This is a genomic window from Streptomyces sp. CBMA123, assembly GCF_014596465.1.
Lineage (GTDB): Bacteria > Actinomycetota > Actinomycetes > Streptomycetales > Streptomycetaceae > Kitasatospora.
Genome location: NZ_MECK01000079.1, coordinates 1 through 19,075, shown reverse-complemented (window position 1 = coordinate 19,075; position 19,075 = coordinate 1). Strand labels below are relative to the sequence as shown.

Sequence of the window (19,075 nt, the reverse complement as noted above, 5' to 3'; positions counted from 1 at the left end):
CCAGGTCCAAGCGCACCAGCCGGAGTACGACCGGCGGGCGCCCAGCTGCCGAAGTCAGGGGGCTTCCGTGTCGGGGCAGTTGGAGGAGTCCGAAGGCGTCTTGGGACCTGCCCCCCGGTCAGGTGACCATCACGCCCGCTCCGGGGCGCGCTGCAGCCGGAACGCGTCCGCGAGTACGGCTTACTGATCGTTTCAGAATGAGTTGAGCCGCAGGTCTTGCACCTAGCGATCTTGGTCGGCAAGGTGTCCGGGTGCGCGCTGATCTTGTTCCGGATGACCTGTGGGAGCGCGTGGCACCGCTTCTGCCACCCGCTCCTGAAACGGCGCCGCCGCCACCCTGGGCGACTACGCGTTCCCGACCGGGCGGCACTCGCCGGGGTGATGTACGTACTGCGGACCGGTGTCGCCTGGCGCGACGTCCCGGCTGAAACGGTCGGCTGCTCCGGCGTGACGGCCTGGCGCCGCCTTCGGGACTGGACCGAGGCCGGCGTCTGGCCGCGCCTGCACGCAGCCCTGCTGAGCGAGCTGCGCCGCGCCGACCTGCTGGATCTTGAGCACTGCGCTGTTGACAGCTCGCATGTGCGGGCCCTCAAAGGGGGGATCACGTCGGCCCCTCGCCGGTCGACCGTGCCCGTCCCGGTTCCAAGCACCACCTGATAGTCGACCGGCACGGAACCCCGCTCGCCGTCACGCTCACCGGTGGCAACCGCCACGACGTCACACAGCTGCTGCCGCTGCTCGACGCGGTCCCGCCGATCCGGGGGCTGAGGGGACGGCCTCGCCGCAAGCCACGGCACCTGTATGCCGACCGGGGCTACGACTTTGACAAGTACCGCCGCCTGCTGTGGAAGCGCGGCATCAAGCCGATGATCGCCCGACGCGGCGTGGCCCACGGCTCGGGGCTCGGCAAGGTCCGTTGGGTGGTGGAGCGGGCCTTCGCCTGGCTGCACCAGTTCAAACGGCTCCGGATCCGCTACGAACGACGCGCCGACCTCCACCAGGGCCTGCTCGAACTGGCCTGCAGCCTCATCTGCCTCCGTCGCCTGCGCACTCGGTCCTGAGTAGCAGCGGTACAGCGGTTAGCGCTAAGGGATGATCTTGGATCCGGGGGCGGCCCGGCGGGAACGGGCGCGCGCTGGAGGTGTGGCTGAGGACCGGAACGCCGAGCTTGCCGCCCTTGCCCGCCAGGCCGTGGCCGCCGCGGGCGGCCTGCGGCTGCTGGTCGAGCGGATGGGCGATCTAGGCTGGCGGATGCAGGACTACAGCGACGAGGACCTGCTGAACGTCGCCTCCGCCCTGCGCGGCACCGCGATCCTGATCGCCCTCGACACCGGGGACATGAACCTGCACGAGGAGCTCACCGGGCGCCGGGTGCATGAGGTCCGCGATGCCGCTGAGTGGTTCCGGGAGCACGGCGAAGGCGACGACCGGTCATTACCCGGCCGACCCGGGCCGGTTGTCCCGGCCGCCGGGGATGACCCGCAGGACGGGTTGGCTGGCGACCGAACTGTGAACCACCCTGTCCGAGCGTGATGGTGCATCCGCCGCCGCCCCCTTGCGAGACGGCGTGCCAGCAGGTCTTGAGGGTCCGCCAAGAGGACGTTGACCCTGCCGAGCGTCTGGCATACCGGACACCGGCCGATCAACTACCGGATGCTGTCGATGCGCTGCTCGGCTCATCGGGCCGGGGCCGATGAGCCCGTCCCCCAGCGGGAGCCTCACGTGGTACGGGGCGCTCCACATGCTCGCGCAGGCGCCTGGCCCTGCGAGTGCGCTCACCGGGCATCGACCGGGTGAGGACGCCGAGTGTGAGCAGAGCGAGCGCCGGCAGCACGGCGACGATGATTCCCATCGGCAGGGCGTCGGTGGCGCCACCCGCGCCGGCCAGCGGAGCGAGTGCCCCGCCGATCATGAACTGGCTGAAGCCGAGCAGAGCGGCGGCCGACCCGGCGTGTCCGCCGTGGTCGGCCAGGGCCTGGGCCGCGGCGTTCGGCATGACGAGGCCCACGCTGGAGACCAGGACGAACAGGCCGATCAGGAGCGCGGGCAGGGGTGCCCGTGTCAGCACCGCGCCCAGGGCCGTGGTGCCACCGGCTGTCGCGCCCAGCAGACCGGCGAGCAGCAACACGCGGGCGCCGGCCCGGGCCACCAGCCGGCCGCTGATCTGGGCGGCCGCGACGAGTCCGGCGGCGTTGACGGCGAACACGCCGCTGTACTGCTGCGGTGACAGGCCGTGGATTTCCTGCAGGACGAACGGCGAGCCGGAGATGTAGGCGAACATCGCCGCGAAGACCAGGCCGTTGGCCAGGACGTACCCGGTGAAGACCCGGTCGCCGAGCAGTTGCCCGACGACAGCCGGCAGCGGCTGGCGTGCCGCGGAGGACCGGGTCTCCGGCAGTCCTGCGGCGGAGGCCGCCAGCATCACGGCGCCGAGTACGGCCAGGGCCACGAAGATTCCAGGCCAGGCCGTGACGCGCAGTAGCTGGCCGCCGAGGACCGGCGCGAACACCGGCGCCAGGCCGGTGATCAAGGTCAGTGCGGAGAAGAGACGTGCGGTGCGGGTTCCGGAGGTGCGGTCGCGGACCATGGCGTTGGCGATGACGATGCCGAACCCCCCGCCGATGCCCTGGATCAGGCGCAGGCCGACGAAGGTCCGGACGTCGGGCGCCACCGCGCAGAGCGCGCTGGCGATCGTGTAGAGGGCGAGGCCCGCCAGCAACGGACGCCGCCGGCCATAGGTGTCGCTCAGCGGCCCGGCGATCAGCTGCCCGACGGCCAGCCCGGCCAGGCATGCGGTGATGGTGAGCTGGGTGGCCGCAGCGCTGGCGCGCAGGTCGCCGGCGAGGTCCGGCAGTCCGGGCAGGTAGCCGTCGATGGACAGTGGTCCCAGGGCCACGAGCGCTGCGAGCAGGACGATGAATCGGGTTTGCCGGCCGGCGGCGTCGTTGCTCATGGCTCAGTACGCCACGGTGATGCGGCGGCGGATCGCGGCGCCGCTCTCGATCGTGTCGGCCAAGGCGATCGCGTAGTCGGCGTACGAGATGCGGCTGTTGCCGTCGTCGTCGGTGAGCAGGGTGTCCCCGGCGCTGCGGTAGGCCCCGGTCCGCTCGCCCGCTCCGATGACTGCGGCGGGCGACACGTACGTCCAGTCGAGGTCGTGCACGCCGCGGTAGAGGTCGAGCGCCTCGGACTGGGCCTCGGCGTTGGCCTTCCACAGCGCGGGGAAGTCCGGGTCGTCCATGACCCGGGCGCCGGTCGGCGTGCGTAGGCTACCGGCACCGCCGATGGTGACCAGGCGGGTGACGCCGGCTCGGCGGAGTCCGTCGATCAGCGCACGGGCGGCACCGAGGATCGTGGCGCGGTCGTTCTCCTGGCCGATCCGGGGGCCGACGGCCGACAGTACGGCGTCGTGGGAGGCGGCGACGCCGGCGACCGCGGCGGCGTCGGTGACGTCACCGGTGGTCACGGTCAGGGCCTTGTGCTCGAGTCCGTCGATGTGGCCGGCTCGGGTGACCGCGGTGACGGTGTGGCCGCGACGCAGTAGTTCCTCGGTGGCGGGCCGGCCGATGTTGCCGCTGGCACCGAACAGGACGATCTTCATGCGTTGCTCCTTGTTTCTGATGGTCAGAGGACGGGCTGGCCGTCGGCGACGATGGCCGCGGTGATGCCGCGCTCGTCGGCGGCGTGCTGGAAGCGCTGCTCGATGTCGGGTTGTTCGGTGTAGAACGGCGGGTTGTGGAACAGGCCGTAGTGCATGGCGCAGACGGTGCCGGCGCCGAGTGCGACGGCGGCCTCGACGCCCTGCTCGGGGGTCATGGTCGCCGGGACGTTGGCCGCGTAGCCCTCGAAGTGGGCGATGACGCCGTTGACCGGGACGAACGCGACGTCGAACGGGCCGTGGTCGCGAGCGATCTGCCACCAGCTGCCGTGCCACTGGGTGTCGCCGCAGTGGATGACCCGCCGGCCGGCGCCTTCGACGACCCAGGCGACCTGGTCACAGTCGTTGCCGCGCCAGTCCAGCGAGGTCACCGGGGTGACGGTCAGCTCTCCGATGCGGCGTGATCGGCCCAGGTCCTGGGCGACGGGGGCGATGCCCGCCTCGCGCAGCCCGGCCGCGCTGGGGGTGTGGCAGCCGATCGTGCCGGTGGCCGCGATCCGGGCGATCAGGTCGTGGTCGTAGTGGTCGGGGTGCAGGTGGGTGATGAGGGCGTGGGTGCCGGGCGGGGTGTCGACCGGGTCGACCGGCCGGTGCGGCGGCCCCATCACCGGCGCCAGCGGAGCGACGTTCTCGAGCGGGTCGATCAGCAGGCGGGTGTCGCCGAGACGGATCTCGACGCCGGCCCAGGCCAGCCGACGCACGGAAAGGGTGGGAGTCATGGGCAGCGACGCTAGACCGACGTTGTTGAGAAAGTCAACAAGAGAGTTTTGAATCTCAACACCACGAGGTAGGGTGGTGGCATGCGGACCTACGGGCAGTACTGCGGCATCGCGAAAGCACTGGACACCATCGGCGACCGATGGACCCTGCTGATCGTCCGTGAACTGCTCGCCCTGGGTCCTTGCCGGCACACCGACCTGCGCAACGGGCTGCCCGGGATCGCCAGCAACCTGCTGGTCGACCGGCTCCGCGAACTCGAGGAAGCCGGCCTGATCCACCGCGAGGCCGCCCCGCCGCCGGTGGCCACCACCCTGTTCTCCCTCACCGAGCGTGGCCGCACGCTGGAGCCGGTGCTGCAGGAGCTGAGCCGGTGGGGCGTACCGCTGTTGCGTGAGCCGGGCGACAACGACACCTTCCGCACCCACTGGCTGGACATGCCCGCCCGGGCACTGACCGACCACCGCCCTGACCAGCCGGCGATCGCCCTGCAACTGCACGCCGACGGCAACGAGGACCTGGTCATCGAAGTCAAGGACGGCTCGGTGCACACACACGCCGGCCGGGTCGACCACCCCACCGCGTCACTGACCGGACCCCCGCACCTGCTGGCTGCGACTCTGCTCGGCGACCTCGATCTGAGCGCCGCAGTACAGCAAGGCCTGCGGCTCAGCGGCGAACGCGAGGCAGTAATGCGCATCCTGCCCCGCTGATCGACCGGCCGCTCGCGGGCCTGCGATCTCAAGCTCTACCGAGTCTGCGCCGGTCTCAAAAACGGTCCATTCCGAGAAGAAGTCCGGCTCGCGGCCCGAAGCCGCCGGTCCGGAGCAGCTTCGTTCTCAAAACCCGTTCTCACGCACTCATAGGCTCCGACCCATGAAACAGCTCTCGGAGATGGACGAGCGCGAGTACTTCGCCTGCATCGGCCAACGCCCCCTGCTCGTCGGCTGCAACTCCTTCCACCAGCTGACCGCATTCCTGACCGGCTACGACCAGCACGCGACCCGTCATGGCGGTCCCGGCCTCCTCGCCGGCTGGCACGACTGGCTCGTCGCCCGCCGAGGCCGCGACTGCAACCACGCCTGGCCCGGCCAGGTCCTGCACATCGCCATCCCGGACGGCTGGGACAACATCTCGGACCTGCCGCCCGAAGACGAGGAGCACGCGATCAAGGTCCTGTTTCAACTCCTCGACGACTTCACTGCCGAGCGCGAGGCGACGCAGGGCGCTCCGGCACCTGACGGTCCCCACCGGCACACCTCGCACTGCTGCCTGCACTTCGACCTGCCCACCATGAGTCGCGAGCCGCTCTCCCACCCCGACAACGCGACCATCGACGTTGGCAGTGAACGACACGTCCACTTTCGCCGACTCAGCGATCCAACTGTGGCCGGCACGCATCCCGGCCAGGACTGCCTCGGCGCTCAGCTCCTCGGCGAAGACCACGGTGTGAGGGATGCCGATCTGCCCCTCCAAGTGGGTGTCGCTGTTGCCCATCGCCGGCCGCCACGAGCCTGTGTGGATGTCGGCTGCGAGGCTCCGCCCCCACTCCGCGAAGGCGGCCTCGTTGTCAGCGTTCCAGGGCCGGTCCGAAGTCCACAGTCCGTTCCACACCTCCACCGTGTCGAAGCCCCGGAAGGGGAACATGAAGTCGCCCGACGGATAGGGCGCGTGCGGGTGCGCGGCCACGCACAGGCCCCCTGCTCGATGGACCTGGTCCAGGCCCTGATCGATCAGCCCGTCCCTGACTTGGTGGTTCCAGTCGACGACCTCGCCGGGGTTGATGCCGAGCGCGAGCCAGTGCCCGGTCTTCGTGGTCACTTCCTCGCCGAGAACGATCAAGAAGTCATCGGCGGCCAGATGCCCCCATACATCGGGGGCCGCGGCTGAGTTGTGCTCGGTCGTCGCGATGAAGTCGAGCCCGGCGGCGCGTGCCCGAACAGCCAACTCTTCGGGGGTGAGTTCCCCGTCCGAGTGGACGGAGTGGACATGGCAGTCCCCGCGGTACCAGGCCGCCCCGCGTCCGACCGCCCGCGCTGGCGGGAAGCTCAAACTCGACAAGGTTCTCCCCCAAAGTCCTGTCGGGCCAACGCGCGGGCAGGGCAACCCGTTCCAGCCCCAACTACTGAGCGCCATCTCAGCCGAGACGTCAGACCAAGATCTCATTCTGAAACGATCAGTTAGGCCAGCACCCGGGCCGGGCCGCGGGCCGCAGTCAGCGGCAGCACACCGCCACCCGTATCCGCCGGCGCCCTACAGCACCACCGGCTCACCATGGGGTTCTGCCGAGGGGACACCCGGGTCGCCCGCTGAACCCTGGCGGGGCCCGGTGCGCCGGGCCTCGGCAGCCGCCCCCTCGGCGGAGGGGCGGCGCGGGCGGTGCTATCGGGTGCGGCCCTTACAGCTGGTAGAAGTCGCCGTAGTGGTTGGGCGAGTACCAGACCACGCGGGTGTCGGAGTCGAGGACGATCCGGTAGGCGTCGCGGTGGCTGCCGCAACCGCGGGGGTAGACGTCGAACTCGTAGAAGGTGTCGCCGGAGGGCAGCTGCCCGTCGTTGTTGCGGAACTCACCGCCGGCAAAGCTGCACTGGCCGCTCGACCAGTTGTACCGGCCGCGCCTGGTCGGGTAACCAAGTGAGGACCAGCCCGAGTTGGCCGAGGCAGCGGCAGAACATCCGGAGACGTTGCAGGAGTTGAAGACCGCCGCGTTCGCGGCAGGGCCGGTGAGCACGGACACGCTGAACACGGACATGACGGCGGCGAGGAGCACCGCGGACCGCTTCGCCCAGGACAGCTGGGGACGTCGCTGAGTCAGCACAGGACCCTCCAAGGAATATTCAAAGTGTGGATGGACATGACACTTTGCTGGGTTTGCGTGACACCCGGATGTACTGCCGGTTGCGAGGTCGGGCCTACCGCCGGAACAGATTGTGAGCGATAACATGGATGTGAGGAAAGCTCGCCCCCTCCTCAAGCCCGCGGCCCGGTCAGAGGAAGCACCAGAGGTGGTCGGCCGTACCGTTGTCGTCCCACAGCACGACGCTCCGACTACCTGCGCCGCAACGCCGCCGACGACAAGGTGGTCATCTCCGCCGTCGGCTCCACCAGCCCGGCCGCCGACCAGGCCGACGCCACCTGGATCGTCCGCACGGGCCTGGCCGACTCCTCCTGCCTGACCTTCGAGTCCGCCGGTGCCCCCGTCCGCTTCCTGCGCCACTACGCCTTCGAGCTCTCCGTCAGCGCCGACGACGGCGGGAGCCTGTTCACGCAGGACGCCACCTTCTGCCCCACCGCGGGCAACAGCGGGGCCGGCGTCTCCCTCCGGTCCGTCAACTACCCGACGAAGTACGTCCGCCACTACGACTACAAGGGCTACGTGGCCGCCGACGGCGGCTCCAACTCCTGGGACGCCACGGCATCATGGGCCCAGGACACCAGTTGGCTCACGGCATCCCCGTGGCGCTGACACCGATGGGGGACTGAACCCGCACCCCCACGGCCGGCCCGCCGGTCGATCCGTCCTCCCGCTGCTGCCGGCGTTCCCGGTGCCGGGTCGGCGGACCGTCGGCATGATCACGCAAGGAGCCGAACACAGCATGACGAACGACTACGTCGAGGACCGCTCCCCCGGCCGCGGGGCGCTGGCGCCGCGCGCGCGGTACACGGACTCGGACGCCAAGACCCTGTCGCTGAACGGGAACTGGCGCCTGCGGGTGTCACCGACGGCGGACGCCGAGGACGACTCCTTCGCCGAACCCGGCTTCGACGACGCGGGTTGGGCCGAGGTCACCGTCCCGGGCCACTGGGTGCTCCAGGGCGACGGTGCCTTCGGCCGGCCCGGCTACACCAATGTCAGCTACCCGTTCCCGGTCGACCCGCCGCGGGTGCCGACGGAGAACCCGACCGGCGACCACCTGCGCGCCTTCGACCTGCCGGCGGACTGGCCGGCCGACGGCGGTGCGGTGCTGCGCTTCGACGGCGTCGAGTCCTGCGCCCGCGTCTGGCTCAACGGCACGGACATCGGCGAGTTCAAGGGCTCCCGCCTGCCGCACGAGTTCGCGGTCGGGCACCTGCTCCGGCCGAGCGGCAACGTGCTCGCCGTCCGGGTCCACCAGTGGTCGGCGGGATCGTACCTGGAGGACCAGGACCAGTGGTGGCTGCCCGGCATCTTCCGCGACGTGATGCTGCTGCACCGCCCGCCGGGCAGTGTGCTCGACTTCTTCGTGCACGCCTCCTACGACCACACCACCGGCGAGGGCACCCTCTGCGTCGACTCCGAGGTGGCCGGGCGGGTGGTCGTGCCCGCTCTCGGCATCGACGCCACGACCGGGGAGTCCGTCACGGTGCCGGTGCGCCCCTGGTCGGCCGAGGTGCCGACGCTGTACGACGGCGAGTTGACCACCGAGGGCGAGCGCGTCCCGCTGCGGATCGGCTTCCGCACGGTGGAGCTCGCGGACGGCCTGATCAAGGTCAACGGCACCGCGCTGCTCCTCAAGGGCGTCAACCGCCACGAGTGGCACCCCGAGACGGGCCGAGCCCTGGACCTCGCGACCATGCGCGAGGACGTGCTGCTGATGAAGCGCCACAACATCAACGCCGTCCGCACCTCCCACTACCCGCCGCACCCGGCCTTCCTCGACCTGTGCGACGAGTACGGCCTCTGGGTCGTCGACGAGTGCGACCTGGAGACCCACGGCTTCATCGAGCAGGGCTGGCGCGACAACCCCACCGACGACGACCGCTGGACCCCGGCCCTGCTCGACCGCGCCGCCCGGATGGTGGAGCGCGACAAGAACCACCCGTCCGTGGTCATCTGGTCGCTGGGCAACGAGGCCGGCACCGGACGCGGCCTGACCGCGATGGCCGAGTGGATCCACCACCGGGACGGCTCCCGGCTCGTGCACTACGAGGGCGACGCGAACTGCCGTGACACCGACCTCTACTCGCGGATGTACGCCGGCCCGGCCGAGGTCGAGCAGATCGGCCGACAGCTCGACGGCGGCGCCCGACAGCGCCGCCGGCTCCCGTTCGTGCTGTGCGAGTACGCCCACGCCATGGGCAACGGCCCCGGCGGACTCGCCGACTACCAGCGGCTGTTCGAGACCTACGACCGGCTGCAGGGCGGCTTCGTCTGGGAGTGGATCGACCACGGTATCGGGCACCCCGAGCTGGGCTACGCCTACGGCGGCGACTTCGGCGAGGAGCTGCACGACGGCAACTTCGTCTGCGACGGCCTGGTCTTCCCCGACCGGCGGCCTTCCCCCGGGCTGATCGAGTACAAGAAGGTCGTCGAACCGGTCCGGATCGAGGGCGACGCCGCCGTCGGCACCGTCCGGATCAGCAACAGGTACGACTTCGCCGACCTGTCCGCGCTGGCCTTCGAGTGGTCGTACCAGGTGGACGGCGAGACCGTCGACACGGGCAAGCTGTCCGTGCCGTCGCTCGCCGCCGGCGAGTGGGCCGACGTGAAGCTGCCGCAGCCGCCCACCGTCCACCGGCCCGGCGAGGCCCAGTGGACGGTCCGGGCGGTCCTGGCGGCCGACTCGGCGTGGGCACCGGCCGGACACGAAGTCGCCTGGGCCCAGCTCCCGATGGCCGCGGCGCAGGTGCCGACCGTTGCCCCGACCTGCGCGCCCGTCGCACGCGACGGTGTCATCACGCTCGGCCCCGCCGCCTTCGACGCCCGCACCGGCGCGCTGCGGAGCATCGGCGCCGTCGACGTCGGCGACCTGCGTCTGGACGTGTGGCGCGCGACCACCGACAACGACCAGGGCCAGGACTGGACCACCGGCATCTGCGACGCCGCGTCCTGGCGCGAGCACGGCCTGCACCGCATGCGCCACCGGCTGGACGGCGTGGAACTCCACCAGGACGCGCTGACCGTACGGACCCGAGTGGCCCCCGCCGCCCGGGAGTTCGGCCTCAGCACGGAGTACCGCTGGACCAGCGACGGCGAACGGCTGCGGCTGACGGTGTCCGTGCGGCCCGAGGGCGACTGGCCGGTGCCGCTGCCCCGCCTGGGCGTGCGGTTCGGCCTCGCCCCGGCCGACCTGGTGCGCTGGTTCGGCGGCGGCCCTGGCGAGGCGTACCCGGACACCAAGTCGGCGGCCAGGAACGGTCGTTGGGAGTCCACCGTCGACGCCCTGCAGACGCCGTACCTGCGCCCCCAGGAGAACGGCGCGCGGGCCGACGTCCGCTGGGCCGAGATCGGCGGCCTGCGCATCGAGGGCGACCCGTGGTTCTCCCTCACCGCCCGCCGCTGGACCACCGAACAACTGGACGCGGCCACCCACCTCACCGACCTCACCCCCGGTGACACGGTGTGGGTCAACCTCGACCACGCCCAGCACGGCATCGGCACCGCCTCCTGCGGCCCCGGCACGCTGCCGCAGTACCGACTGCGGGCCGAACCCGCCGAGTTCTCCTTCGTCCTGTCCACGCTCCACTGACGGACGGACGCCTGTGGTCCACCGGGGCCGGCCGACCCGCGGGTCGGCCGGCCCAGCAGCCCTGTTCAGCTGCGCAGGTTCCACCTTCCGGTGGCCGTCGGGCATACCCCGAACACGATCGGCAGTCCGAGGGTTCCTTCTCGCGGCGAAATGTCAACGCTGACAATCCACCCTGGAGCCGCAGGAGAGCCCCTCGCGAATCAGTACCCTCCGCCGCCCCGACGCGGCCTCGCCCGTAGAATGGGGGTCACCGCAGGCCTGGCCCTCGCCGGACAATCGCCCTGGGTGACCGGCTCGGTGGCGGTCGACACCTACGACATCCGCTTCCCCACCTCGCGTGAACTGGACGGGTCCGACGCCATGAACCCCGACCCCGACTACTCCGCCGCCTACATCGTCCTGCGGACCTCCGAGGACGGCCCCGAGGGGCACGGCTTCACCTTCACCATCGGGCGCGGCAACGACGTCCAGGTCGCCGCCATCGACGTGCTCCAGCTGGACTCGGCCCGGGTCGGCGGTGTCAACGAGAACCTCGCGATCCTGCTGCTCGCCGCGAAGTTCGGCGTCCCGGTCTGCCCGCACGCCGGCGGCATGGGCCTGTGCGAACTCGTCCAGCACCTGTCCATGTTCGACTTCGTCGCCCTCACCGGCACCACCGAGGACCGCGTCATAGAGTTCGTCGACCACCTCCACGAGCACTTCCTGGAGCCCGTGGTGATCGACGACGGCCACTACCGCGCCCCCACCGAGCCCGGCTTCTCGGCCGAGATGCACCAGGCCTCGCTGGACACCTACCACTACCCCCACGGCTCCTTCTGGGCCGAGGAGCTGGCACAGCAGGAGGCGACCGCATGAGCACGGCCGAACTCGACGGACTGACGGCGCTCGTCACCGGCGGCGCCCCCGGGATCGGGCTCGCCACCGCGACCCTGCTCGCCGAGCGCGGCGCGCGGGTCGCCGTGCTCGACCTCGACCCGAAGTCGGTACCGGAACCGCTGCTCGGCTTCACCGCCGACGTCACCGACGACGCCCCGGTGCGCACCGCCGTCCAGGCCGCGGCCGACGCGCTCGGCGGGATCGACATCCTGGTCAACAACGCCGGCATCGGCGCGGTCGGCACGGTGGCGGACAACCCGGACGAGCAGTGGCACCGCGTCCTCGACGTCAACCTGCTCGGCGTCGTGCGCACCACCCGGGCCGCCCTGCCGCACCTGCGCCGCTCCACCCGGGCCTCGGTGGTCAACACCTGCTCCATCGCCGCCACCGCCGGCCTCCCGCAGCGCGCGCTCCACTCGGCCAGCAAGGGCGCCGTCCTCTCGCTCACCCTGGCCATGGCCGCCGACCACGTCCGCGAGGGAATCCGGGTCAACTGCGTCAACCCCGGCACCGTGGACACCCCCTGGGTCGGCCGCCTCCTGGACGCCACCGACGACCCGGCCGCCGAGCGCACCGCCCTCGACGCCCGGCAGCCGCACGGACGCCTGGTCACCGCCGAAGAGGTGGCCGCCGCCGTCGCCTACCTGGCCTCCCCCTCGGCCGGCAGCACCACCGGAACGGCCCTGCAGGTCGACGGCGGGATGGCGGGGCTGCGGCTGCGGCCGGAGCCCCGGCCGTGACCGCGCGTCAACGGCCGCTCGGACGGAGCGGAGTCGCGGCCACCGAACTCGCCTTCGGCGCCGCGGGCATCGGCAACCTGTTCACCCCGGTGACCGACGCCGACGCCGAGCAGGCCGTCGCCGCCGCCTGGGACGCCGGCGTACGGTACTTCGACACCGCCCCGCACTACGGCCTGGGCCTGTCCGAGCTTCGGCTCGGGCGGGCCCTGCGCGGCCGCCCCCGGGACGAGTACGTGCTGTCCACCAAGGTCGGGCGGCTGCTGCGCCCGGCACCGGAGCCGTCGGGCGACGACCTCGCCCACGGCTTCGCCGTCCCCGCCACCCAGCACCGGGTCTGGGATTTCAGCGCCGTGGGCGTCCGCCGCTCGATCGAGGACAGCCTGGAGCGGCTGGGCCTGGACCGGATCGACGTCGCCTACCTCCACGACCCGGACGACCACGCCGAACAGGCACTCGCCGAGGCGTACCCGGAGCTCGCCCGGATGCGCGACGACGGCTTGGTGGGCGCGATCGGCGTCGGGATGAACCAGGCCGAACTCCTCGCCCGCTTCATCCGCGAGACCGACCTCGACACCGTCCTGCTGGCGGGCCGCTACAGCCTGCTCGACCAGCGCGGGCTCACCGAGCTGCTGCCGCTGGCCGCCGAGCGCGGCGTGGGCGTGGTCATCGGCGGCGTCTTCAACTCCGGCCTGCTCGCCGACCCGAAGCCCGGTGCCACCTTCGACTACGCCGCCGCACCCGAGGAGCTGCTCACCCGCGCCCTGGAACTCCAGACCGTCTGCGAGAAGCACGGGGTGCCGCTGCGCGCCGCGGCGCTGCGCTTCCCGTTCGGGCACCCCGCGGTGGCGAGCGTGCTGGTCGGCACCCGCAGCGCCGCCGAGGTCCGGGACGCGGCCGCCATGCTCCGGCACCGCGTCCCCGACGAACTGTGGGCGGAGCTCAAGGACCGCGCCCTGCTCCCGCCGGACGTCCCGACCCCGCAGGAGGCGAACTGATGCGCATCGCGCTGTTCATCACCTGCGTCAGCGACACCATGTTCCCCGACACCGGGCGCGCCGTGCTGAGCGTCCTCGAACGGCTGGGCCACACCGTCGAGTTCCCGCAGGACCAGACCTGCTGCGGGCAGATGCACGTCAACACCGGCTACCGTACGGACGCCGTCCCCTTGATGGCGCGCTTCACCCGCGCCTTCGCCGGGTACGACGCGATCGTCACGCCGTCCGCGTCCTGCGCCGGGCTGGTCCGGGAGCACCACCCCGTCCTCGCCGACGAGTACGGCTCCCCGCAGCTGCGCCGGCAGGTCGCCGAACTGGCGCCCCGGGTGTACGAGTTCACCGAGTTCCTGACCGACGTCCTGGGCGTCACGGACGTCGGCGCCCGCTTCCCGCACCGCGTCACCTACCACCCCACCTGCCACTCGCTGCGCGGGCTGCGCCTCGGCGACCGGCCGCAGCGGCTGCTGCGCGCGGTCGAGGGCCTCGACCTGGTCGACCTCCCGGCCGCCGACTCCTGCTGCGGCTTCGGCGGCACCTTCGCCGTCAAGAACGCCGCGACCTCGGGCGCCATGCTCGCCGACAAGGCCGAGGCCGTCCTGGCGACGGGGGCCGAAGTCCTGTGCACGGTCGACAACTCCTGCCTGATGCACATCGGCGGCGGACTCTCCCGCCAAGGCAGTACGGTGCGCACCATGCACCTGGCCGAGATCCTGGCCTCGACCGAAGGCGGACGCCCATGACCGGAAAGGTGCCGACGACCGCGAAGGCGCCCACGACCGCCCCGGGTGGGCGCGGCGTGGTCTGGCTGGGCTCACCGTCCTTCCCCGACGCCGCCCGGGAGGCGCTGGCCAACCCCCAGCTGCGCGCCAACCTCAAGCGCGCCACCACCACCATCCGCGACAAGCGGCTCACCGTCGCCGCCGAGCTCGACGACTGGGAGGCACTGCGCGAGTCCGCCGAAGCGATCAAACGCCGCACCGCCCGCCATCTCGACCACCACCTGGCGCGGTTGGAGGAGTCGGTCACCGCGGCCGGCGGGACGGTGCACTGGGCCGCCGACGCCGCCGAGGCCAACCGGATCGTCACCGAGCTGATCCGGGCCACCGGCGAGCGGGAGGTGGTCAAGGTCAAGTCCATGGCCACCCAGGAGATCGGCCTCAACGAGCACCTGGCCGAAGCCGGCATCACCGCCTACGAGACCGATCTCGCCGAGCTGATCGTGCAACTCGGCGACGACCGGCCCTCACACATCCTGGTCCCCGCGATCCACCGTAACCGGACCGAGATCCGCGACCTGTTCGTCGCCGAGATGGGCACGTGGGGCCGCCCCGCACCCGAGGGCCTCGGCGACGATCCCAAGGCACTGGCCGACGCGGCCCGACTGCACCTGCGGGAGAAGTTCCTGACCGCCAAGGTCGCCGTGTCCGGTGCCAACTTCGCCGTCGCCGACACCGGCACGGTCATGGTCGTGGAGTCCGAGGGCAACGGCCGGATGTGCCTGACCCTGCCCGAGACCCTGATCACCGTCATGGGCATCGAGAAGGTCCTGCCCACCTGGACGGACCTGGAGGTGTTCCTCCAACTGCTCCCCCGCTCCTCCACCGGCGAGCGGATGAACCCCTACACCTCCACCTGGAGCGGGGTGACCGAGGGCGATGGGCCGCAGGCGTTCCACCTCGTCCTGCTCGACAACGGCCGCACCGACACCCTCGCCGACACCCTCGGCCGCCAGGCGCTGGCCTGCATCCGCTGCTCCGCCTGCCTCAACGTCTGCCCGGTGTACGAGCGCACCGGCGGGCACGCCTACGGCTCGGTCTACCCCGGGCCGATCGGCGCCGTCCTCACCCCCCAGCTCGTCGGCGTGGAGAACGCCGCCTCGCTGCCGTTCGCCTCCACCCTGTGCGGGGCCTGCTACGACGCCTGCCCGGTGAAGATCAACATCCCGGAGGTGCTCACCCATCTGCGGGCCAAGGTGGTCGAGGCCCGTCCGAAACGCGCCGAGGCGCTGGCGATGAAGGCCGCCGCCACGGTGCTCGACTCCCCCCGTCTGCTCGCGGCCGCCCAGAAGGCGGCCTCGCTCGGCGGCCGGGCCCTCGCCCGGGACGGGCGGATCGGGCGGCTGCCCGGCCCGCTGAACAGCTGGTCCGCCGACCGGGACACCCCCGCACCACCCGCGGAGTCCTTCCGCACCTGGTGGCGCAAGAACAGGGAAGGTGACCGATGAGCAGCCGCGACGCCGTCCTGGGGCGCATCCGCGCCGCCCTCACCGACGTCCCCGCGGAGGAGGGCCCGGACGACCTGCCCGTACCCCGCGGCTACCGGCGCGGCCATACCGCCCCCGGCCAGGACCTGGTGGCCCTGTTCGCCGAACGGGTCGCCGACTACCGCGCCACCGTCACCCGGACCGACCCCGCCGGACTGCCCGGGGCGATCGCCGCCGCCCTCACCGCGCAGGGCGCCACCCGGCTGGCGGTGCCGGACGGCTTTCCGGACGGCGCCCTGCCGCCCGGGGCGTGGGAGTGGCACCGGGAGCCCCTGGACGTCCCCGCCCTGGACGCCCTCGACGGCGCCGTCACGCTCGCCGCCGTGGGCATCGCCGTCACCGGCACCGTCGTCCTGGACACCGGCCCGGGCCAGGGCAGGCGGGCCCTCACCCTCGTCCCCGACTACCATCTGTGCGTCGTCCGCGCCGAGCAGATCGTCGACGACGTCCCCGAGGCGCTCGCGCGCCTCGACCCGCGCCTGCCGCTGACCTTCGTCTCCGGGCCGTCCGCGACCAGCGACATCGAACTCTCCCGGGTCGAGGGCGTGCACGGGCCCCGGACCCTGCACGTGGTCCTCGTCGAGCCCGCCGACGCCGCCGACTCCACCGACCAGACCGACCAGACCGACCCCGGACCTTCGGAGCATCCATGAGGATCGCCCTGCACACCCGCGTCCGTGCGGACCGGATCGAGGAGTACGAGGCCGCGCACCGCGAGGCGCCGACCGAGCTCACGGACGCCATCAAGGCCGGCGGCGTGACCTCCTGGACCATCTGGCGCAGCGGGTCCGAGCTGTTCCACCTCCTGGAGTGCGAGGACTACGCCCGGCTGCCGGCCGAGCGGGGTCCCGTCGGCGGCCTTCCCTGCGGGTGCGCCGAGGCGCGGGCCCGGAGCGGTCGGTGTGGTGACGGCGCCGACGCAGCAGGAGATCCCATGTCCGAGAAGGAAGAGGATCATCCGGTCCACGGCCCGGTCGTCTCTCCGGCCTCCAATGCACCATTCTGACCTGCGGTTTCGGAACTTCTCCTGCCTTCCCCCTGGACTCCTCGGTGCACACCTCCTATAAACCATCCCATGACCCGAGGCAATGTGAACGCTCACACCGAAGCCCGCTTCCCCCGGCGAACCGTGCACCTGGACTTCCACACCAGCCCCGACATCCCCGACGTGGGACGGGACTTCGACCCGGTGGCCTTCGCCCAGGCCTTCCGGGACGCCCGCGTCGACAGCGTCACCGTCTTCGCCAAGTGCCACCACGGCCGCCTCTACTACGGCACCGAACGCCCGGAACGCCACCCCGGCCTCGCCCCCGACCTGGACCTCCTCGCCGAACAGATCGACGCCCTGCACGCCGTGGGCATCCGGGCGCCGATCTACCTGTCCCTCCAGGTCGACGAGTACGCCGCCCAGGAGCACCCCGAATGGGTCGCGCACGACGAGAACCTGAAGATCAGCCGCTGGACCACCTCGGCGTTCCAGGCGGGCTGGAACGTCCTCGACATGTCCAGCCCCTACGCCGACCACTTCGCCGACCAGTTGGACGAGGTGCTGCGCCGCTTCGCCCCGGTCGACGGGATCTTCATCGACATGTGCTGGAACCAGCCGAGCCTGAGCCGCTGGGCGGTCGACGGGATGCGCCGCGACGGCCTGGACCCGGCCGACGCCGACCACCGAGCCCGCTACGCGGACCTGGTGGCCCGGCGCTACATGGCCCGCTACTCCGCGATGGTGGAGAAGGCCCTGCCCCCGGACGCCGCCCAGGGCGTCTGGTTCAACGGCCGCCCGAAGACCGGGCTGCCCGACGAGCGGCAGTTCGTCCGGCACGTCGAGATCGAGGGGCTGCCCACCGGCGGCTGGGGCTACGCCTTCCTCCCGTACGTGGCCCGCTTCGTCCGCCCGCTGGGGCTGCCGACCCTCAGCCACACCGGGCGGTTCCACGAGAGTTGGGGCGACAGCGCCGCCCTCAAGCCCCGGGCGGCGCTGCTCTACGAATGCAGCCAGATGCTGAGCCACGGTCTGACCAGCGGCGTGGGCGACGTGCTCCACCCGCGCGGCGCGCCCGCCCCGGCGGTGTACGAGCTGATCGGCTCGGTCTACCGGCACATCGAGGAGTGCGAGCCGTTCCTCGACGGCGGCCGGATCGTCAGCGAGCTCGCCGTGATCGCCGACCCCGGCCTCGGCGACAATCCCGGCGCGAGCAACATCGGTGCCGTCCGGGCGCTCCAGCAACTCCGCGCGCAGTTCGACGTGGTACCGCCGACGGCCGACCTGAGCGGGTACCGGGCCGTCGTGGTGCCGGAGACCACGACGGTCGACGACGCCCTCGCGGAGCGCCTGCGGACGTACCGGCGGGCCGGTGGCGCGGTGCTGCTGGTCGGGCCCGCGCTGCTCCGGAACGGCACCGAACCGGCCCTCCCCGACCTCCCGGTCGAGGACCTGGCACCGGCTCCGGCGGGTGAGGTCTTCCTGGCCTGCGAAGGTGTCCCCGGCGTCCCGGAGGACTTCCCGGTGATCAGCCACGGCGCCCGGCTGACCGCCCGGGCCGTTCCCGGCGCCGACGTCCTGGCCCGGGTGGTGGCGCCCTACTTCCCGCGCTCCTGGGACCGGTTCTGCGGCCACTCCTACACTCCCCCGGCCGACCCGACCGAGGAGGTGGCCGTCGCCGTCGGCGCCGGAGTGGCCGCCGTGACCGTACCGCTGCTGGAGTCCTTCCACGAGCACGGCCTGGAGACGTACCGTCAGCTGCTCGGCGCCGCCCTGGACCGGCTCCTGCCGGACCCGCTCGTCCGGGCGGGCGGGCCGGTCCACCTGGAGACCACCGTGGTACGGACCGCCACCGGCACCGTGGTGCACCTGATCAGCTTCGTACCGTCCCGGGAGACCCCGGAGCTGGACCTGGTGCACGACCCGTTCCCGCTGGTCGACGTGCCCGTCGCCGTCCGGCTCGCCGCCGCGCCGCGCTCGGTGCGGCTGCAGCCCGCCGGGCAGGAACTCGCCTGGCGGCACGACGGCGAGTACGTCCACGTGCGGGTCACCACCGCGGACGGGCACGCGATGGTCGTGGTCGAGCACGACTGACCGCGGGGCGCGGGCCCCGGGTCAGCCGGCGGGCAGCAGGGTCGGGTCCGCCATGATCCGGCGGACCGTCGTCTGGGCCGCGCCCAGCAGCGGTCCGCGCCGGCCGAGGGCGGACGGCCGCAGCGCCTCCGGGGCCCACGGACGGACGGTGACCCGGGCGGCCAGTTCGGCGCGCACGGAGGGCAGCAGCCACTCGGCCAGTTCCGCGTAGGCACCGCCGAGGACGAGGCCGTCCGGGTCGATGAGGTCGACGGCGGACGTGAGGGCCAGGCCGAGGGCGCGGCCCGCTCGGTCCAGT

General features: G+C 72.0%; 18 protein-coding genes and 1 pseudogene. 13 read left to right on the top strand and 6 right to left on the bottom strand.

From position 1 onward, the window contains the following. Nucleotides 1–251: 251 nt before the first annotated feature. Together BG452_RS11890 and BG452_RS11885 are read left to right on the top strand one after the other, a co-directional pair. Nucleotides 252–1,061: pseudogene (locus tag BG452_RS11890) on the top strand (IS5 family transposase). An 82-nt stretch (nt 1,062–1,143) separates the two neighbouring features. Next, nucleotides 1,144–1,533 (top strand): hypothetical protein, encoded by a 390-nt coding sequence (locus BG452_RS11885; protein ID WP_188304216.1) that lies wholly within the window; start codon nt 1,144–1,146, stop codon nt 1,531–1,533. Nucleotides 1,534–1,642: 109 nt separating this feature from the next. Here the strand turns inward: BG452_RS11885 and BG452_RS11880 are convergent, their stop codons facing one another. The 3 genes from BG452_RS11880 to BG452_RS11870 are packed head-to-tail and all read right to left on the bottom strand — an operon-like array spanning nt 1,643 to nt 4,377. Then, nucleotides 1,643–2,953: a multidrug effflux MFS transporter gene (locus BG452_RS11880; RefSeq protein WP_188304215.1), complete on the bottom strand. Its 1,311-nt coding sequence runs from the start codon at nt 2,951–2,953 to the stop codon at nt 1,643–1,645. Nucleotides 2,954–2,956: 3 nt separating this feature from the next. Beyond that, complete coding sequence (locus BG452_RS11875; protein WP_188304214.1) at nt 2,957–3,601, bottom strand: NAD(P)-dependent oxidoreductase; 645 nt, start codon at nt 3,599–3,601, stop codon at nt 2,957–2,959. Nucleotides 3,602–3,624: 23 nt separating this feature from the next. Continuing rightward, nucleotides 3,625–4,377: an MBL fold metallo-hydrolase gene (locus BG452_RS11870; RefSeq protein WP_188304213.1), complete on the bottom strand. Its 753-nt coding sequence runs from the start codon at nt 4,375–4,377 to the stop codon at nt 3,625–3,627. Between the two features lie 81 nt (nt 4,378–4,458). Between BG452_RS11870 and BG452_RS11865 the strand changes: the two genes are divergently transcribed. Continuing rightward, the gene (locus BG452_RS11865; protein ID WP_188304212.1) at nt 4,459–5,088 is read left to right on the top strand and encodes a winged helix-turn-helix transcriptional regulator; all 630 of its coding nucleotides are present in this window, start codon (nt 4,459–4,461) and stop codon (nt 5,086–5,088) included. 139 nt (nt 5,089–5,227) lie between these two features. Here BG452_RS11865 and BG452_RS11860 read toward each other — a convergent pair whose 3' ends face one another. Together BG452_RS11860 and BG452_RS11855 are read right to left on the bottom strand one after the other, a co-directional pair. Then, the gene (locus BG452_RS11860; RefSeq protein ID WP_223242098.1) at nt 5,228–6,511 is read right to left on the bottom strand and encodes a CehA/McbA family metallohydrolase; all 1,284 of its coding nucleotides are present in this window, start codon (nt 6,509–6,511) and stop codon (nt 5,228–5,230) included. 262 nt (nt 6,512–6,773) lie between these two features. Further along, nucleotides 6,774–7,193 carry a ribonuclease domain-containing protein gene (locus BG452_RS11855; RefSeq protein ID WP_317621004.1) on the bottom strand — a complete coding sequence of 140 codons (420 nt, stop codon included), beginning with the start codon at nt 7,191–7,193 and terminating at the stop codon, nt 6,774–6,776. 234 nt (nt 7,194–7,427) lie between these two features. Between BG452_RS11855 and BG452_RS11850 the strand changes: the two genes are divergently transcribed. The 10 genes from BG452_RS11850 to BG452_RS11805 all read left to right on the top strand — a co-directional run bounded on the left by BG452_RS11850 (nt 7,428) and on the right by BG452_RS11805 (nt 18,777). Beyond that, a complete protein-coding gene (locus BG452_RS11850) occupies nt 7,428–7,841 on the top strand; it encodes an AbfB domain-containing protein (RefSeq protein WP_188304254.1) in 414 nt (137 codons plus the stop codon). 130 nt (nt 7,842–7,971) lie between these two features. Then, nucleotides 7,972–10,824: a glycoside hydrolase family 2 TIM barrel-domain containing protein gene (locus BG452_RS11845; RefSeq protein WP_188304211.1), complete on the top strand. Its 2,853-nt coding sequence runs from the start codon at nt 7,972–7,974 to the stop codon at nt 10,822–10,824. A gap of 240 nt (nt 10,825–11,064) precedes the next feature. After that, nucleotides 11,065–11,679, top strand: coding sequence for an enolase C-terminal domain-like protein (locus tag BG452_RS11840; protein ID WP_188304210.1), 615 nt, complete (start codon nt 11,065–11,067; stop codon nt 11,677–11,679). After that, nucleotides 11,676–12,440, top strand: a complete 765-nt coding sequence (locus BG452_RS11835; RefSeq protein ID WP_188304209.1) for an SDR family NAD(P)-dependent oxidoreductase — start codon at nt 11,676–11,678, stop codon at nt 12,438–12,440. The genes BG452_RS11840 and BG452_RS11835 overlap by 4 nt, the downstream gene beginning before the upstream one ends. Further along, nucleotides 12,437–13,435: an aldo/keto reductase gene (locus BG452_RS11830; protein WP_188304208.1), complete on the top strand. Its 999-nt coding sequence runs from the start codon at nt 12,437–12,439 to the stop codon at nt 13,433–13,435. The genes BG452_RS11835 and BG452_RS11830 overlap by 4 nt, the downstream gene beginning before the upstream one ends. Further along, on the top strand, nt 13,435–14,175 hold the full coding sequence (locus tag BG452_RS11825; RefSeq protein ID WP_188304207.1) for a (Fe-S)-binding protein: 741 nt from the start codon (nt 13,435–13,437) through the stop codon (nt 14,173–14,175). Before BG452_RS11830 ends, BG452_RS11825 begins: the two co-directional genes overlap by 1 nt. After that, the gene (locus tag BG452_RS11820) at nt 14,172–15,659 is read left to right on the top strand and encodes a LutB/LldF family L-lactate oxidation iron-sulfur protein (protein WP_188304206.1); all 1,488 of its coding nucleotides are present in this window, start codon (nt 14,172–14,174) and stop codon (nt 15,657–15,659) included. Before BG452_RS11825 ends, BG452_RS11820 begins: the two co-directional genes overlap by 4 nt. Beyond that, nucleotides 15,656–16,351: a lactate utilization protein C gene (locus tag BG452_RS11815; RefSeq protein WP_188304205.1), complete on the top strand. Its 696-nt coding sequence runs from the start codon at nt 15,656–15,658 to the stop codon at nt 16,349–16,351. The genes BG452_RS11820 and BG452_RS11815 overlap by 4 nt, the downstream gene beginning before the upstream one ends. Next, nucleotides 16,348–16,704 carry an L-rhamnose mutarotase gene (locus BG452_RS11810; RefSeq protein ID WP_188304204.1) on the top strand — a complete coding sequence of 119 codons (357 nt, stop codon included), beginning with the start codon at nt 16,348–16,350 and terminating at the stop codon, nt 16,702–16,704. The genes BG452_RS11815 and BG452_RS11810 overlap by 4 nt, the downstream gene beginning before the upstream one ends. 69 nt (nt 16,705–16,773) lie before the next feature. After that, nucleotides 16,774–18,777 carry an alpha-amylase family protein gene (locus tag BG452_RS11805; protein ID WP_188304203.1) on the top strand — a complete coding sequence of 668 codons (2,004 nt, stop codon included), beginning with the start codon at nt 16,774–16,776 and terminating at the stop codon, nt 18,775–18,777. Nucleotides 18,778–18,798: 21 nt separating this feature from the next. Here the strand turns inward: BG452_RS11805 and BG452_RS11800 are convergent. Next, nucleotides 18,799–19,075: ROK family protein (locus BG452_RS11800; RefSeq protein WP_188304202.1), on the bottom strand; the 277-nt coding region annotated here is incomplete at its 5' end.